Genomic DNA, 15795 nt, shown 5'->3' with positions numbered 1-15795 from the left:
AGCTTAAATATTTTTAATGAATCAATTCACTTTTGTCCATTGCTGACTGAATCTTAAATCTTCAAAAAACTTATATAATTCTTCAAGTTTTTCGGTTCCTCTTTTCCCGTAATCTTCAACATGTTTTGAGGTTCCGTCGGCAAAATTAATTCTTAAATGGGAAGTTGGGAGATCCGTAATATTTCTTTCACCATATTTTTCATTCAGTTTTTTTACCTCCAAACCGTCCAGTAAAGCAATCAGCTTATTATAGTCTTCCTGCTTTATTGTTCCTTTGAAAGTTCCTTCACGGGGTTTATTGAAATCTCCTTTCGAAAATCCGTTCGTAAAATTAAAATGTTCTGCCTCAAACACCGCTGTTCTGTCAGGATTAACGGTTATTTTAAAAATAGGACAAGATCCGAAACAGGCTCCTGCTTCATATTCGATTTTTGAATATTTTGAATTGTTTTTTTGCGGGGTACAAGAAAATAGGAAAATAAAGGCAAATATGCCTAATAAATATTTCATAGCTTACATTTGGGTGATTTCCGTCAATAATTGTTCCAAAAGTAAAAAGTAATCGCTTAGAACGTGTGACAAGTTATTTTTTTATATAATCAGAAAAATTAAAATTTTATAACATATTTGTAAAACTTTATATTTTATATTAGAAAGAAATGTTTTTTACCTATTTATCATTATTTTATCAATAAAAAAAACATCATTTTTATTTATTATTAATTATAAAAACATCAACTTTATATACAATTAACAAAAAAAAAACTAAATAAGTAAATTTTTAACTTTCTTAATATTATATTTGCTTCTAATTTAATAATCATGAAAAAAACAATCATTCTACTTTCTGTTGTATTAGGTATTACAGCAAACGCTCAATGGAATCTTACAGGTAACACAGGAACAACTCCAGGAACAAATTTTATAGGAACTTTAGATAATCAACCCCTTGTTATTAAGATAAATAATGATGAAAAAGTGAGAATTACACCAACTGGTCAGTTTTTATTTCATAATATAGGATATACAGCTCAAATCTGGGATAAAAACTTGCTTTTTGGCGGTGGTATGAGCAATACTACAGGTATTTTAAACACAGCGTTTGGTATGGGAACATTAACGCAAAATGCCACATCCTCAGGTAATGTAGCATTGGGAAGTAATGCTTTGGCGTCATTAACAAGTGGTAGTTCAAATACTGCGCTAGGTAGTGGCACCATGCGAAATACTCCTTCTGCTACATTTAGTGTTGCAATAGGAACTAATGCTTTGGAAAACATGCAGGGAGGTACAGGAAACATCGGAATAGGACTGGGAGCAATGGGATCAGGATCACTTGTAGGAGATGATAATATCGCTTTAGGAAATAGTGCTATGAGATATATTGGAAACGGAAGTTTAAACGTGATATTAGGAGCAAATTCTTTTAGAGCGTTAACAACAGGATCAAATAATATTAATTTAGGATATTCTAATGCAAAAAGTATTTTATCAGGTAATAACAATATTTTCATAGGAACAAATATCATCCCATATTCTGCTACTCCAGAAAGTGAACTTAATATAGGCAATTGGATTGTAGGAAATAACGGGACAATCGGAATCGGACAGTTTACCAATCAATTACCCGCTAATGGAATTGCCGCCGATGGCGAGAAATACAAACTTTTTGTAAAAGATGGGATTAGAACAGAAAAAGTAAAAGTAGATATCGCCGCAAACAACGGATGGGCAGATTACGTATTTGAAAAAGATTACAAATTAATGCCATTAAATAGTGTTGAAAAATTTATCAAAGAAAACGGACATCTTCCGGAAGTTCCCACAACTGAGGAAGCAATCAAAAATGGTATTGAACTTAAGGAAATGAATATTCTACTTCTGAAAAAGATTGAAGAACTTACGCTTTATACAATAGAGCAACAGAAAAGAATTGAAGCACTTGAGAAAAAAGTAAAATAGTTAATTATATAAAATTGAGAACATGAAAAAGTTTTATATAACAATTATAATGGCTTTATTCCCGATACTGATGTTTTCACAAGGTGAAAATAACAATTGGTATTTTGGAAACTATGCCGGTGTAAGGTTTGATGGTACAACAACAACTCTAGTAGATAGTCAAAGAGACAGTATGTGGGCGAGTGGAACAGTAAGTGATAATAATGGCAATTTATTGTTTTATACAGATGGTAGCCAAATAAGAAATCGAGAACATCAGGTGATGGAAAATGGTTTGGGTATTAATAATGGGATAAATCCTTGGCAGGTATCTATTGTAAAACACCCTGGAAAACCAAGTCAATATTACGTTTTTGTAAGTAATTTTCCGTATGACGCAGTTTCCTATTCGCTTGTTGATATGTCTTTAGGAGCTGTAAGTAATGGAGTTCCTTTAGGTAAAGTTGTTGATGGACAAAAGAATGTAACACTTTATAACGATATGGGAAATTCCTATGCATCTTACGGTGTAACTGTTGTCCCTCACGCAGATGGAAAATCTGTTTGGGTATGTTTTCCAATGGATGTTAAGATGTATAGTTATTTGGTGGATAATACAGGGTTGCATAGTGTTCCGTCCGTAAGTAATATGAATATTACCGCCCCTATAAATTATTACAATTCTAAAGTAACTTCTTCACCTACTATTAATTCAAGCTTTTCGAATTACATAAGCCTTGCTGTATGGTTAGGATCTTTACATGAATCTAAGGTAATGTCATATAATAATTCAATTGGAAAAGTAACAAACGATTATTTGCTGACAATTTCAAGTTTACATCCCACAGTTACAGAATTTAATAAAGACGCATCTATTCTTTATGTAGGTAACAATGCAACAGGGAGTATTTTAGCAATAGATATGCTTAATTCGACTACATCCGTTGTATATAATCAAATTTACAATAATTCAAATTTAGAATGTTATGCTATTCAAAGAAATAAATACAATGATATTTATATAAGTTATGATAATAGAGGATATCTAAGTAAGATTTATAACCCGGATGTTTACGGAGGAAGTAGTGTAATCCTTGATGCTGTGAATCTTCAAGGAAAAACTACTACAAAAACTTTACCTTCATTGCTTATTACTGGAAATGATTCTTGCCCACCTGTTTTTGATCTTATTACCGAACCTAATGTATATTTTACTTATCAAGCAGGAGACAAGATTACAACACATACTAATTACATAATTCATGATAATAAAGATATTACAATGAAAGCAAAAAATTATATTTTAATGCTTCCAGATTCATTCGTTATGTATAATTCAAAGTTTCTTGCGACAATAGAAGATTGTCCTTCACCGGTAGTAAAGCAAGCAAAAACACAAAATCAAAAACAAATTTCTTTAAAACTTGATTTAACAAAAGACCAACAACGAGGCTCTATAGATATCTATCCGAATCCAGCTTCTGATTTTTTAACTATTCAATCTACTTTGAAAGTTGAAAATGTAAATGTTTATGACATTTCGGGGAAGAAAATTAATACCGTATTGAATGGAAATACAATTGATATTAAACATATTCCTTCGGGATCATATCTCATTACGATCGAAACTAAAGAAGGGAAAACAACGAAAAAGTTTATAAAAAAATAATTACGAACACTAAAAAAGGAGAAACGCTTTGTTTCTCCTTTTTTATTTTTGGTATCGGTTGATTTTTATCCATGTAATTTCTTCCAGATCACATCTTTCAGTTCCATAAGACCTTCTCCGGTAACGCCTGAGAAAAATAAAGGCTGTCTGTTTTCGGGAAATTCTGCGGAAATTTCTTTCCTCAACTCTTCATCAAGAAGATCGGATTTTGAGATGGAAATAATAAAATCTTTATCCAGCAATTCAGGATTATATTCCTTTAATTCATTTTCCAGAATTTTAAACTCCTGAAAATGATCTTCAGAATCTGCCGGAATTAAAAACAACAGGATAGAATTCCTTTCAATATGTCTTAAAAAACGGTGTCCCAAACCTTTTCCTTCAGCCGCTCCTTCAATAATCCCCGGAATATCTGCCATTACAAAAGATTTATAATTTCTGTAATCCACAATTCCAAGATTAGGTGTTAAAGTGGTAAAAGCATAATCTGCAATTTTAGGTTTAGCCGCAGAAACGGAGGATAACAACGTAGATTTTCCTGCGTTCGGAAACCCTACAAGACCTACATCCGCAAGGATTTTAAGCTCAAAAACAACGTATCCTTCCTGTCCGTCCATTCCCGGTTGCGCAAATCTTGGAGTCTGGTTGGTAGAAGATTTGAAGTGCTCATTTCCTTTTCCTCCCATTCCTCCTTCCATCAGGATAATTTCCTGACCGTCTTCCAGAATTTCACCGATGATCTCGCCATCTTCATTTTTAGCAATCGTTCCGATAGGAACTTCAATATAAACATCGGCTCCGTAAGCTCCTGTTAACTGATTTTTTCCTCCGTTTTCACCACGCTCCGCTTTTACGTGTCGCGTGTAACGCAAAGGAAGTAAAGTCCATTCGTTGGCATTTCCTTTCATGATGACGTGGCCTCCTCTACCACCGTCTCCTCCATCCGGACCGCCCTTAGGAATATATTTTTCACGGCGGAGATGCGCAGAACCTGCTCCTCCATGACCGCTTTTACAATGAATCTTTACGTAATCTACAAAATTTGACATAATTTTAATTCAAGGTTTTATGTTGAAGGTTCAAAGTTTTAACCTTGAATTTGGAACTTTGAACCTTGAATCAAAAATTTTTACTTTTGAAACTTCTCTACTTCAGCGAAAAGTTTTTCAGAGATTTCATTGATGTCTCCGACACCGTTGATCTCAACATATTTGCCCTGCTGCTTGTACAGCTCGGCTACTTCTGCTGTTTTTGCGTAGTACTCTTTTATTCTGTTTTGGATGATCTCTACATTACTGTCGTCTGATCTTCCGCTGATTTCTCCTCTTTTCAGCAATCGGTCTACCAAAATTGAATCTTCAACCACCAAAGAAAGGCATACATCAATTTCATCATTCAGTTCTTCTTTCACTATTTTTTCCAACGCTTCCGTCTGAACAGCCGTTCTCGGATAACCGTCGAAAATAAATCCTGCTGCATCGGTAGGTTTTCTGATCTCATCGATCAGCATATCTGTTGTTACCTGATCCGGAACCAATTCTCCCTTATCAATGTAAGATTTTGCCAATTTTCCAAGCTCGGTATCATTTTTCATGTTGAATCTGAAAAGATCACCTGTTGAGATTTGTTTTAAATTGAATTTCTCGATCAGGTTTTGTGCTTGTGTTCCTTTTCCACTTCCTGGAGGACCGAACAGAACGATGTTTATCATAATGTTGTTTTGCTTCCGGCAATCGGCACTGCTTTTTTTGGCCTGCTTCCTGCTTTTAGCTGTTTTTAAGTTATTATTAAATTTATTTCTTTATTTTACTTTTAAGCTAAAAGCTATCAGCTAATAGCCAACAGCGTTTTAATGATTGATTTGTCCGTCTTCTAACTGGTACAAATTGGGTAAGTTTCTTCCTAATTCATCATAATCCAGACCGTACCCTAAAACAAATTTGTTTGGAATTTCTTTCCCGATATAATCCAGCTTAAAATCCTTCTTATATACTTCAGGTTTCAGTAAGAATGAAGCTATTTTTACAGATTTAGGACGCTGCGTCTCGTTAAAATACTTGAAAAGACTTTCTACGGTATTTCCGGTATCTACAATATCTTCTACCAGAATGATGTGACGGTCTTTTACATCCTTCGTCAGTTCCATTTTCTGGTAAACAATTCCTGTAGATTCTGTTCCCACGTAAGAACTCATCTGGATGAAAGCAATTTCGCATGGTCCCGGATAATGCTTCAAAAGGTCTGAGAAGAACATAATCACCCCATTCAAAACACCTATAAAAACAGGAACTTCATCTTTATAATCTTCATAAATCTTTAAAGCCGTAGCTTTTACAATCTCCTGAATCTCGGCATCCTCCAGATAAGGAACAAAAGTTTTGTCGTGAACTTTAATACTCTCCATAAAAAATTTTAGTAGTTGGCAAAGTTACGGATTTTTGACGAAAGTTTTTAATGGATAAAGATGAAGAGTTTTTAAAATCAATGAACTTTATATTTTCAATACCCTATTACAGAATGCCTTAGAAACATTTGAAATCATCTTACCGAAAGACAAAAGAATTCACTTAAAATTAAAACTAAATTTTAAAATTACCCAAAATGTTAAAAATCAAATATTTACAATCGTATTATTTTAACATTGTTTTAACCTTTTTTCTTATATTTGCTGATTAGTCCAAAAACCTTACAATGTCTCTGTACCAAAGAATTGCTGAGAAGCTGCAATATATAAGCCCGAATTTTTATAAAAAAAGATATTTTAAAACCTTAAACAATCTTACCAAAGATAATTTTTCGTCGCGAAATGTAGAACCGGAATTGGTTTGGATTAAAGAATTCTTACCTAAAAATGCAGTAATCTTTGATATCGGAGCCAATGTAGGAACCTTCCTTTATCAGCTTGAAAATAAGCTGGATCATGAGAACATCTATGCTTTTGAGCCCAATAAAAAACTGTATCACCGTCTGAAAAGGTTATTTCCGGCAATGCGGATTTTTCCTTTGGCACTGTCTGACGAAAATACAACGGCTGAATTTAAAGTTCCGATCATCAACGGAAAAATGGTTGCTTCAAGAGGAACCCTGAATACAGACTACAAGGAAAAAGGCGAAGAACAGAGCTACACCGAAAGAGTAAAAGTGATAAAACTCGACGAATGGGCGGCAATTGAGCATTTCAGCAGGCTCGATTTTATTAAAATTGATGTGGAAGGCAATGAAATGAAAACACTTCACGGTGCGAAGCAGATTATTAAACAGTTTTCACCGACGTTAATGGTGGAAATGGAGCAGAGACATCACCAGACTCCGATCTGGGAAGAGATCTCAGAAGTTGAATCCTGGGGTTATGATGCAAACTATCTGAACAGGCACACTTTTGAGCTTAAAAAATTAACGGAAGAAATTCTTTTAAAAAACATCAGCGACGAAAAAAATAAAACAGAATACATCAACAACATTATTTTTATTCCGAAAAACTAATAAAAGATGAGTGTAGTAGCAAGGCAGGGCTTTAAATATTCCATCATTGGGTATATTGGTTTTTTACTGGGAACCGTTTCAATATTTATTTTCATGAATAATCTTGAGTTCTACGGAACTTTAAGATATATCATGCCAACCGCAGAAATGTTCGTTCCTTTCGTTGTGTTCGGGATTTCTTACGCTAATGTAAAATTTTTCCATAAAGTAGATAAAGACGGAAAAAAGCAAAACATGCTTTCGCTATCTCTGCTTGCTGTGGTCATTAATTTTGCTATATTTCTGTGTATCTTCTTTCTGATTCCCTATTTTTTTCCGGAATTTAAGAATACCAAAGCCTGGAAAATTAAAAACATCATTCTGCCACTTACTTTAACTCTTTCTTTTTGTGCAATTTTTAATAAATATATTTCAAATTACAAAAGAATAGTCGTTTCTAATATTTTTGACAATCTTTTTCCAAAAATTGCCAATCTGGGTGCTTTTCTTATTTTTATATATTTAGCATCACGGTACGCAGAGCCTTCAACTATTCCTGAAAAAATCGCATTGATTTTCTTTTTCGGAATGTTTGCCCTGATGTTTTTTGGATATATTTTTTACACCAATAAACTGGAAAAAATAAATCTGGATTTCAGTACAGATTATTTCAAAAAAGATAACTTTTACAAAGAGTTTGCCGCTTATAGTTTTTTCGGGTTTTTAGGAACTTTTGGAAATTATTTAGCCATCAACAACTTTATGATTGGGGAATTTCTGGGAATGGAAGAAAACGGAATTTACTCTACACTGTATGCTTTAATTTCACTAATATCAATACCCCAATTAGGTTTATTTAATATTTCAGCACCTATTATCAGTAAAAACCTTGCAGACGGAGATATGGAAGGTCTGGATAAATTTCATAAGAAAACATCCCTCACTTTGTATTTTCTGGGAGCGGTTCTGTTTTCATGCATCATCATCGGGTTTCCTTATCTTACTTATTTTATGCCTAAAAACGGAATTCTTTTAAGGGAATATCAACCGGTTGTCTGGATTTGGGGATCTGCGGTTCTGGTCGATTTAGCAACGGGCTTCAACGGAAACATTATTTCCCTTTCAAAATATTATAAATTTAATATTGTTGTAATGCTTTTATTAGCAGGACTCACCATACTGTTAAATCTTTACTTTTTACAAAACACAGATCTTAAATTAAGCGGAATTGCCCTGTCTACAGCGATTTCTCTTACCACCTACAATGTCATTAAGATTATTTTCAACTATGTAATGTTTAAAGTTTCTCCTTTAACGATTGAAATGATTTTTGTATCCATTATCTGTACTTTAGCGGTTACAGTTGCGATTGTTTTGCCGAATTTCGAAAGTAATTTCGTCAACATGATTTACAAACCTGCCGTAGTACTGATCCTGATTTTTATCGGAAATTATTTTACCAAGATTTTCCCTGTTGAAGACTATCTGAACAGAAATTTCATCAAAAGTATTTTTAAATTTAAATAGAAATTAATTCGTTTAATAGCTTTTCGAGTTTTTGCTGAACAGATTTTTTATTGAATTCTTTTTGAAAGTCGAACTGATTGTTTTTGAGTGATTTAAACTGCTCCAGAATATCTTTTTGCTCAGGAACAATAAAATCTAATTTTGAAGCATAATTTGAAGGAAAAATAGCTTGTTTTCCAAATTTGATGGCATCTCCAAGATTTCCCGTCATTTTTGTTTTGCCATAAATTTCTTCCTGACTGAAAAACGTAGTTTTCTGCTGAATAGGACACCACAAAACGTCCGCTTTCTGCATCCAGTCTTCGAAATCGGTTTGAGTAACCCTCTCTGAAAAATAGGTAATATTGATATATTTCAATGAACGTTCCAGATCTATAATATCTTTTAATTCTTGATTTTTTGCTCTTCCTAAAAAGACAAATTCAATGAATTTATTTTCAGGATCTAAATGTTCATTTAACTTTTCAAGATTATTTATCGTCGAAAAAACTCTTTTATAATCTCTTCTTTGTTGGGAAACTCCACCCGGAATTATAATGGTTAACACTTTATTTTCCGGTTTTTTAAAATTTTTAGTGTAAAAAAGAGGTAAAAATCTAAATCTTTCAGAACTCAACTCTTCATCCAAAACCAATCGTTTTTTTGCTGTCTGATAGACTTTTGATGAATTTAACAGACCTTCTTTCCACAACAATTTCAGTCTGTATATCTGATCTTCTTTGAAAATACTTTTGATAAGGCTGAACTTTGAAGATTTCATAAAGTTCATATTGTGAACGATTACGGAAGCATTGTATTTTTTTACAATCGCAAGGAAAGTATTGAAATAACGGTGAACCGTTCCGATGATAATTACATCATATCTTTGTAATTTCAGCTGATCCAAAATCATTGAACTGTCCGACAGAAAAATATTCTCTCCGGATTCAATGATCTGATCTTTTATCTTTTTTGAAAAATAATAATCTATGGTAAATTCTCCGGAACCGCTCATTACATTGATAAAATCCTGAGCAATTTCCGCGTGGGTATCAATTTCTATGTAGGCTATTTTTTTCAAAGGTTTATTTTTAGAAATTTTTACGCAAAGATCAAAAAGTTTTTTGTTTCACTTTACATTTATTTTCGTTCACAAAGATACTTCGACAAGCTCAGCATAAACTATTCACTTAGCAAAGGAATGCAGTTTAAACTGTCATTTCGACGATAGGAGAAATCTGCTTTTTATATTCTTCACTACATTTTGCTTTGTTCTGAATGACAAATCTAAAATTTTGCAACTATATTTTCAGCCATTTTTTCTTCAGCATATTCCAGCGCTGATTGTTGATGACTCTCTGTTCCTCTTTTGAAATTTTCAGTTCTAACTTCTGAGAACGGCAGTTTTCATACGATTTAATGATTGAAAAGAAAAACGCAGCCGATTTGCTTTTCATGGCTTCTTTTGAGGAAGCAATGTAGGCTAAAAACCGGTTCAGTCCTAAAAAATAAAAATATTTTCCGTAGTAATCTGCCGGTTTTATGGTATAATCTGCTCCTTTTACTTTAATTAATTTCACGTGAAGTTCCGGCAGAACAATTTCTTTCCAGCCCAGATTTTCCAGCAAAATGGCATCGATATTGTCCCATCCCAAAGTTTCACGAATGCCTTTCATCCCGATAAAACTTTCTTTTCTGTACGCTTTCATCGGACCACGAACATGATGTTTGTTGGAATTTCCTTCATAGATCCATTCTCCGTCTTTTTCAACGTACAGTAAACCGCCGACCAAGCCGTATTTCGGATTATTTCTGAATGCATTTTCTACCGTTTCAAGATAATCTTCCGATAAAATGATATCTGCATCAAATTTACAGATGATCTCAAAATCCTCTATATTCTGAGTATTCAAGCCATTTTTAAAAGCATTGACTACTTTTGAACCGGGTTGATGCGCAGATTTCTGAAGATCAATCGTTTCAAATCTTGAATCATGATCTGTATATTTTCTGATGACTTCCGAAGTTCCGTCTGTAGAACCGTCATTAACGACCACGACTTTAAAATCCTTAAAACTCTGCTGTTGTAAAGAATCTAATGTAAAAGGAAGATTGTTTTCTTCGTTATGTGCAGGAATGATGATTAAAAATCTCAAAAGAAAAATATAAATGATGAATAATAAGCGATAACTGATAAAATCGGGTTAGATTTTAATCATTTATCGCTTACCGTTACTATTATTTGTTGTGGGGTTTCAGCATATTTTTAGGATCAAGGATTTCATCCAGTTTCTCCTGAGAAAGAAGTCCTTTTTCCAATACTAAATTGTAGACACTTTTTCCTGTTTCCAAAGCTTCTTTGGCAATCGCTGTGGATTGTTTGTAGCCGATGTAAGGATTTAAGGCGGTTACGATTCCGATGCTGTGTTTCACCATATTCAGGCAGACTTCTTTATTTGCCGTAACTCCGACGATACATTTTTCACGAAGCGTATCCAAAGCATTGCCTAAAAAGTGAATATTTTCCATGATCGCGTGAGAAAGTACAGGTTCCATTACATTGAGCTGCAGTTGTCCTGCTTCTGCTGCAAAAGTTACCGTAAGATCATTTCCGAACACTTTAAAACAAACCTGATTAACCACTTCCGGAATCACAGGATTTACTTTTCCCGGCATAATAGATGATCCCGGCTGCATCGGAGGTAAATTGATTTCCGACAATCCGGCTCTCGGTCCTGAAGCAAGCAATCTTAAATCGTTGCAGATTTTTGATAGTTTAACAGCAAGACGTTTCATTGCGGATGAATAGATCACATAAGAACCTGTATCCGGCGTTGCTTCTACCAGATCCGGCGCTGAAACGACAGGAAAACCTGTTAACTGCGCTAAATTTTTAGCACAGAGTGTTGCATATCCAACCGGAGCATTAATTCCTGTCCCGATCGCAGTGGCACCCATATTAACTTCTACAAAAAGATTGGCGTTATTATTTAATTTAGAAATATCTTCTTCCAAAGTAGCTGCAAAGGCTTCAAATTCCTGTCCCAAAGTCATAGGAACCGCATCCTGAAGCTGCGTTCTTCCCATTTTGATAACATCCTGAAATTCTTTCCCTTTCGATCTGAAAGCTTCAACGATTTTCTCCAGTTTTTCTACAAGAGAAATGTTCATCTGAAGCAGTCCCATTTTAATTGCCGTAGGATAAGCATCGTTGGTAGACTGGGAAAGATTGATATGATCGTTGGGTGAACAGAATTCATACTGTCCTTTATTTTTCCCAAGTTTTTCCAGAACACGGTTGGCAATTACTTCATTGGCGTTCATGTTGATGGAAGTTCCTGCCCCACCTTGAATCATATCCACCGGAAACTGGTCGTGCAGTTCTCCGTTTATTAATTCATCACAAACTTCAGCAATGGTATGATATAAATTTTCATCCAGCAGACCCAGCTCATAATTGGTTTTGGCTGCCGCTTTTTTTACGAAAGCCAACCCTTTGATGAACTCCGGATATGAAGATAAAAGCTGTCCTGAAATTTTAAAATTATTAATCGCTCTTTGCGTCTGTACTCCATAATAAGCATTCACCGGAACTTCTAATTCTCCCAGCAAATCGCTTTCTTTCCTGAAATTTTCCATTACAGATTTTTTAATTATTTTGAGACTTTAAAGATAGCAAAAACGCACCGAAACCGATGCGCTTTCCTTATTTATTTTGTAGGATATTTTACGTTTAAAGCCTGCAATATGGAGAAGGTTTCCGCGTCCATTATTCCGTCGTAATTCTGCGGTCTGAAGTGATACTGGAATGCTTCTATTGTTTTTTTCGTAGCATCATCCCATTTACCGCTCAGATCCAAGGCATACCCGAATTTCTGCAACTGCGTCTGAACATTGAAAATAAACGTCGGATCGTTGTATTTTGACTGGAAATCCGTAGATGTTGCCAGATCATAGAAACTTTGCTTCACGGCATCATCATACCACATTCCGATCTGGTATTCGTCGTATAATTTTTTCCATGGAAATAAAGGTCCCGGATCCTGTTTTCTTGTAGGGGCAATATCTGAATGTGCCAGAATATTGGTTGCCGGAATATTATATCTCGCCACAATATCTTTCACCAAAGCGGCTACTTTTTTCACCTGAGCCTCATCAAAAGGCATGAAAGTTCTTTTTCCTGCAGCACCTGTGGTGAATCCTGAATTTACAATCTCAATTCCAATAGATGTATCATTAAGGTTTTTATCGGCTCTCCAAGCGCTTACTCCGGCATGATACGAACGCTTATTTTCATCTACCAACTGATAAATTTCGTTATCTCCTGTATTATTTACAAGATAATGTGCACTTACCGCCTGCTGAGATAATACGGTAATGGATTTATCGTCCGGTAAAGCTGTATAATGTAAGATTAAATATCGCTGTCTGAAATTCTGTGCAATTGCCGGAAAGTAAGTTTTCACCACTTTATAACCTGCGGGTTTTGCAGAAACAATAGAACCATAACTTGCGGTGTTGTCATTTTTAGTAATATCTGCAATATTGGTCGTAAAAAATTCTACTCCATGATCGGAAGTGATTTTTGGTTTTGGCTTATCATTAGCTGAAGTCTGCCCTGCTGTTTTCGGCTGTACTGAAGGGGTTCTCGGGATGTATTGTTTTTTTTTGGCATTTTGCTGAGAAGTGCAGGAAAAAATCAAAGAACTTAATCCGATGATATATAATGTATTACGCATTTGTTTACTTTTTTTGTTGTTTATTACCTCAAAAATACACAAATTTTTCTTGAAAAATATTTGGTAAATAAAGAAATCTGTTCTATATTTGCACTCGCAATAAAGGAACAACGATCATTAAAAAATAAGATAAACAGGAGGGTTGCCGGAGTGGTTAACGGAGCAGTTTGCTAAACTGTCGACGCGAAAGTGTCGCAAGGGTTCGAATCCCTTACCCTCCGCTTTTCTATATATCTTTTCGGGGCGTAGCGTAGTCCGGTCATCGCGCCTGGTTTGGGACCAGGAGGTCGCAGGTTCGAATCCTGCCGCCCCGACTTTTTTAACGCGCTTATCTACTAACTAAGCGGGAATCAACTTTATAATGGGTGCGTAGCTCAGCTGGATAGAGCATCTGCCTTCTAAGCAGACGGTCAAAGGTTCGAATCCTTTCGCGCTCACAAAAACCTCATAGCTTTTGTTATGAGGTTTTTTGTTTATATTAACTTTATATTTTTTACTCATCAATCTACATCACTCAAACTTCATACAGAACAGAAACATCAAATGGAAATTTAATTTCCCTTAACAAATCCGAGGCTTCTAATTCATGAAAAACAATATTTTCACCCATTGATAAAGATGTTGATTTTACTAAAAAAGCATTCTCTTTTTTATTATTACTTCTAAAAAATTCATTAATAATATTCCACTCTTTTCTCTTAAACCTCTTAAGGTTTACCAGAATTGATTCAATCCGTAAGAATGATATTTCATCGATCTTCACGCAATAGTATGTCTTCTCATGAGTTTTAAAGTTCTTGTCAATACAATGAAATAAATACACCTCCTTTTCAAACGAAACTACTGATGTAATAATATCGTCATACCAATCAATTATATGTAACTTAGTAATGGTCATTTGTTTTAATTTAGCTTTCAACTCTCACATTATGTTTTGCTCCGCAGAATTATGAATTTAGATGTTCTGAAATCCTTTGATATAAAACACAGCCCCATAAAAATGATAACCAACCTTTATCATTAAGCATTTTTTACCATTTCCGATATAAACAACTTTATCCTGAAATATGTAAAATAAATCTTTTCCGACATTCAGTCTGCATTCATCAATTTTCATTTCTACCAATTCCTGCTGTAAATTTTCACCTATATTTTCAATTCCGTATTGATAGAAATTTTTATTGGAATGATGCTCTAAATTCATGAGGTTTTCTGTTTTTATTTTTGAAAAAGTTTCGTATAGCTTTTGTTCAATATAAAAATTAGAAATAAATGAAATAACAAGGGAAATAAGGAATAAAAGCAAAAGTTTCTTTTTCATTTAAATTTCATCTAAAATAATGGTTACTAATAAGGTAAAGATAATAAAAAAGGACATTGAAAAATTTAATAGAAAATTATTTCAATTTTACTTTCATAATTCAAAAAAAGGTTATACATTTGCAACCACAAAAAACAAGGTAATTCTTGTTAAAAAGATGACCTCAATCGGGGCGTAGCGTAGTCCGGTCATCGCGCCTGGTTTGGGACCAGGAGGTCGCAGGTTCGAATCCTGCCGCCCCGACAATTTTAGGGTGCGTAGCTCAGCTGGATAGAGCATCTGCCTTCTAAGCAGACGGTCAAAGGTTCGAATCCTTTCGCGCTCACTTAAACCTCATAACAATGTTATGAGGTTTTTTGTTTATATTAATTTTATGTGCTACTGCTATATTCTTTTTTCTAAATCTTTAAATAAATATTATGTCGGACATTCCTGTGAAATTTTACAGGAAAGATTAAGGAAACATTTATCGGATCATAAAGGCTTTACTTCAAAAGCTAAAGACTGGATAATCGTTTATTCAGAAATTTTTAATTCTAAGAATGATGCTTATAAAAGAGAACAGGAAATAAAATCATGGAAAAGCAGTTCCAAAATTCAAAAGCTAATTGAGAGTTCAGCCACATAGAGCATCCCGATTGTTATCGGGACGGTCAAAGGTTCGAATCCTTTCGCGCTCACAGAAACCTCATAGCTTTTGTTATGAGGTTTTTTAATACATTTTTTGCAAAAAATGCATAATCCACCTATTACAATTAGCATCACACTATAAATTAATAACTATATTTTTTATTTTTTTTCAGTTCACTCTGATAGACAATAAATTAAAAGACAAATCTTTGTGAAATAAATAAAACAAATTTATGACAAAGAAACAAGTAAAACTTTATGTAGAACAAAGAATACAAAAACTTATAAAGGAAAATAATTTAAAAAAAGACAAAAAGCAATTACTTTCTCAAGAGTTTTAAAAAATATATTTAGATTTATACAAATTTGCAAATTATTATTTCCTTCTTTTTATGAAAAGGAGGAAATAATAATTATGGAATATTGCAATGAGAAATTAAAAATAACTTACAGTTACATTATAACCTTAAACAAATAAAGTAAGTTCTGAATATAGTGAAGAATCTTAATTATTTGATTTTAGAGAT

At 34.0% G+C, this 15795-nt stretch carries 15 protein-coding genes and 6 tRNA genes; 11 read left to right on the top strand and 10 right to left on the bottom strand.

The features are described from left to right. Positions 1 to 21: 21 nt before the first annotated feature. On the bottom strand, positions 22 to 510 hold the full coding sequence (locus BW951_RS09520) for a DUF6438 domain-containing protein (protein WP_076392159.1): 489 nt from the start codon (positions 508 to 510) through the stop codon (positions 22 to 24). A 312-nt stretch (positions 511 to 822) separates the two neighbouring features. On the opposite strand from BW951_RS09520, the gene BW951_RS09515 reads away from it, so the two are divergent. Together BW951_RS09515 and BW951_RS09510 are read left to right on the top strand one after the other, a co-directional pair. Further along, positions 823 to 1962, top strand: coding sequence for an autotransporter outer membrane beta-barrel domain-containing protein (locus BW951_RS09515; RefSeq protein ID WP_076392157.1), 1140 nt, complete (start codon positions 823 to 825; stop codon positions 1960 to 1962). A 22-nt stretch (positions 1963 to 1984) separates the two neighbouring features. Then, on the top strand, positions 1985 to 3610 hold the full coding sequence (locus BW951_RS09510; RefSeq protein ID WP_076392155.1) for a T9SS type A sorting domain-containing protein: 1626 nt from the start codon (positions 1985 to 1987) through the stop codon (positions 3608 to 3610). A 65-nt stretch (positions 3611 to 3675) separates the two neighbouring features. Here the strand turns inward: BW951_RS09510 and obgE are convergent, their stop codons facing one another. The 3 genes from obgE to hpt all read right to left on the bottom strand — a co-directional run bounded on the left by obgE (position 3676) and on the right by hpt (position 6014). Further along, the gene (gene obgE / locus BW951_RS09505) at positions 3676 to 4659 is read right to left on the bottom strand and encodes a GTPase ObgE (protein WP_076392153.1); all 984 of its coding nucleotides are present in this window, start codon (positions 4657 to 4659) and stop codon (positions 3676 to 3678) included. Positions 4660 to 4739: 80 nt separating this feature from the next. Next, complete coding sequence (locus BW951_RS09500) at positions 4740 to 5321, bottom strand: adenylate kinase (RefSeq protein WP_076392151.1); 582 nt, start codon at positions 5319 to 5321, stop codon at positions 4740 to 4742. A gap of 138 nt (positions 5322 to 5459) precedes the next feature. Beyond that, positions 5460 to 6014 (bottom strand): hypoxanthine phosphoribosyltransferase, encoded by a 555-nt coding sequence (gene hpt / locus BW951_RS09495; protein ID WP_076392149.1) that lies wholly within the window; start codon positions 6012 to 6014, stop codon positions 5460 to 5462. A 287-nt stretch (positions 6015 to 6301) separates the two neighbouring features. Between hpt and BW951_RS09490 the strand changes: the two genes are divergently transcribed. Together BW951_RS09490 and BW951_RS09485 are read left to right on the top strand one after the other, a co-directional pair. Next, the gene (locus tag BW951_RS09490; protein ID WP_076392147.1) at positions 6302 to 7093 is read left to right on the top strand and encodes an FkbM family methyltransferase; all 792 of its coding nucleotides are present in this window, start codon (positions 6302 to 6304) and stop codon (positions 7091 to 7093) included. 6 nt (positions 7094 to 7099) lie between these two features. Next, positions 7100 to 8599 (top strand): lipopolysaccharide biosynthesis protein, encoded by a 1500-nt coding sequence (locus BW951_RS09485; RefSeq protein WP_076392145.1) that lies wholly within the window; start codon positions 7100 to 7102, stop codon positions 8597 to 8599. Here BW951_RS09485 and BW951_RS09480 read toward each other — a convergent pair. From BW951_RS09480 to BW951_RS09465, 4 genes are all read right to left on the bottom strand, one after another. Then, entirely contained in the window at positions 8592 to 9659 is a 1068-nt protein-coding gene (locus BW951_RS09480; RefSeq protein WP_076392143.1) for a hypothetical protein, read from the bottom strand. The two genes, BW951_RS09485 and BW951_RS09480, sit on opposite strands and share 8 nt — an antisense overlap. 220 nt (positions 9660 to 9879) lie before the next feature. Then, entirely contained in the window at positions 9880 to 10734 is an 855-nt protein-coding gene (locus BW951_RS09475; RefSeq protein ID WP_076392141.1) for a glycosyltransferase family 2 protein, read from the bottom strand. Positions 10735 to 10816: 82 nt separating this feature from the next. Further along, the gene (gene aspA / locus BW951_RS09470) at positions 10817 to 12217 is read right to left on the bottom strand and encodes an aspartate ammonia-lyase (RefSeq protein ID WP_076392139.1); all 1401 of its coding nucleotides are present in this window, start codon (positions 12215 to 12217) and stop codon (positions 10817 to 10819) included. Between the two features lie 71 nt (positions 12218 to 12288). Continuing rightward, a complete protein-coding gene (locus BW951_RS09465; RefSeq protein WP_076392137.1) occupies positions 12289 to 13317 on the bottom strand; it encodes an N-acetylmuramoyl-L-alanine amidase in 1029 nt (342 codons plus the stop codon). 136 nt (positions 13318 to 13453) lie between these two features. On the opposite strand from BW951_RS09465, the gene BW951_RS09460 reads away from it, so the two are divergent. The 3 genes from BW951_RS09460 to BW951_RS09450 all read left to right on the top strand — a co-directional run bounded on the left by BW951_RS09460 (position 13454) and on the right by BW951_RS09450 (position 13754). Then, a tRNA-Ser gene (locus BW951_RS09460) sits at positions 13454 to 13538 on the top strand. A gap of 18 nt (positions 13539 to 13556) precedes the next feature. Further along, positions 13557 to 13631 (top strand) — tRNA-Pro (locus BW951_RS09455). A gap of 49 nt (positions 13632 to 13680) precedes the next feature. Further along, positions 13681 to 13754: transfer RNA gene (locus BW951_RS09450), tRNA-Arg, on the top strand. Between the two features lie 77 nt (positions 13755 to 13831). Here BW951_RS09450 and BW951_RS09445 read toward each other — a convergent pair. Both BW951_RS09445 and BW951_RS09440 read right to left on the bottom strand, forming a co-directional pair. Next, entirely contained in the window at positions 13832 to 14215 is a 384-nt protein-coding gene (locus BW951_RS09445; protein ID WP_139326140.1) for a hypothetical protein, read from the bottom strand. A gap of 57 nt (positions 14216 to 14272) precedes the next feature. Further along, the gene (locus BW951_RS09440) at positions 14273 to 14521 is read right to left on the bottom strand and encodes a hypothetical protein (RefSeq protein WP_139326139.1); all 249 of its coding nucleotides are present in this window, start codon (positions 14519 to 14521) and stop codon (positions 14273 to 14275) included. 285 nt (positions 14522 to 14806) lie between these two features. Between BW951_RS09440 and BW951_RS09435 the strand changes: the two genes are divergently transcribed. The 4 genes from BW951_RS09435 to BW951_RS22720 all read left to right on the top strand — a co-directional run bounded on the left by BW951_RS09435 (position 14807) and on the right by BW951_RS22720 (position 15318). Continuing rightward, a tRNA-Pro gene (locus tag BW951_RS09435) sits at positions 14807 to 14881 on the top strand. Positions 14882 to 14889: 8 nt separating this feature from the next. Beyond that, positions 14890 to 14963: transfer RNA gene (locus BW951_RS09430), tRNA-Arg, on the top strand. A gap of 21 nt (positions 14964 to 14984) precedes the next feature. After that, complete coding sequence (locus tag BW951_RS09425) at positions 14985 to 15266, top strand: GIY-YIG nuclease family protein (RefSeq protein WP_333781130.1); 282 nt, start codon at positions 14985 to 14987, stop codon at positions 15264 to 15266. Then, a tRNA-Thr gene (locus tag BW951_RS22720) sits at positions 15249 to 15318 on the top strand. The genes BW951_RS09425 and BW951_RS22720 overlap by 18 nt, the downstream gene beginning before the upstream one ends. The last annotated feature ends 477 nt before the right edge of the window (positions 15319 to 15795 follow it).

The organism is Chryseobacterium gambrini (assembly GCF_900156825.1).
GTDB classification, from domain to species: Bacteria; Bacteroidota; Bacteroidia; order Flavobacteriales; family Weeksellaceae; genus Chryseobacterium; species Chryseobacterium gambrini.
This window is presented reverse-complemented; position numbering and strand designations above follow the sequence as displayed.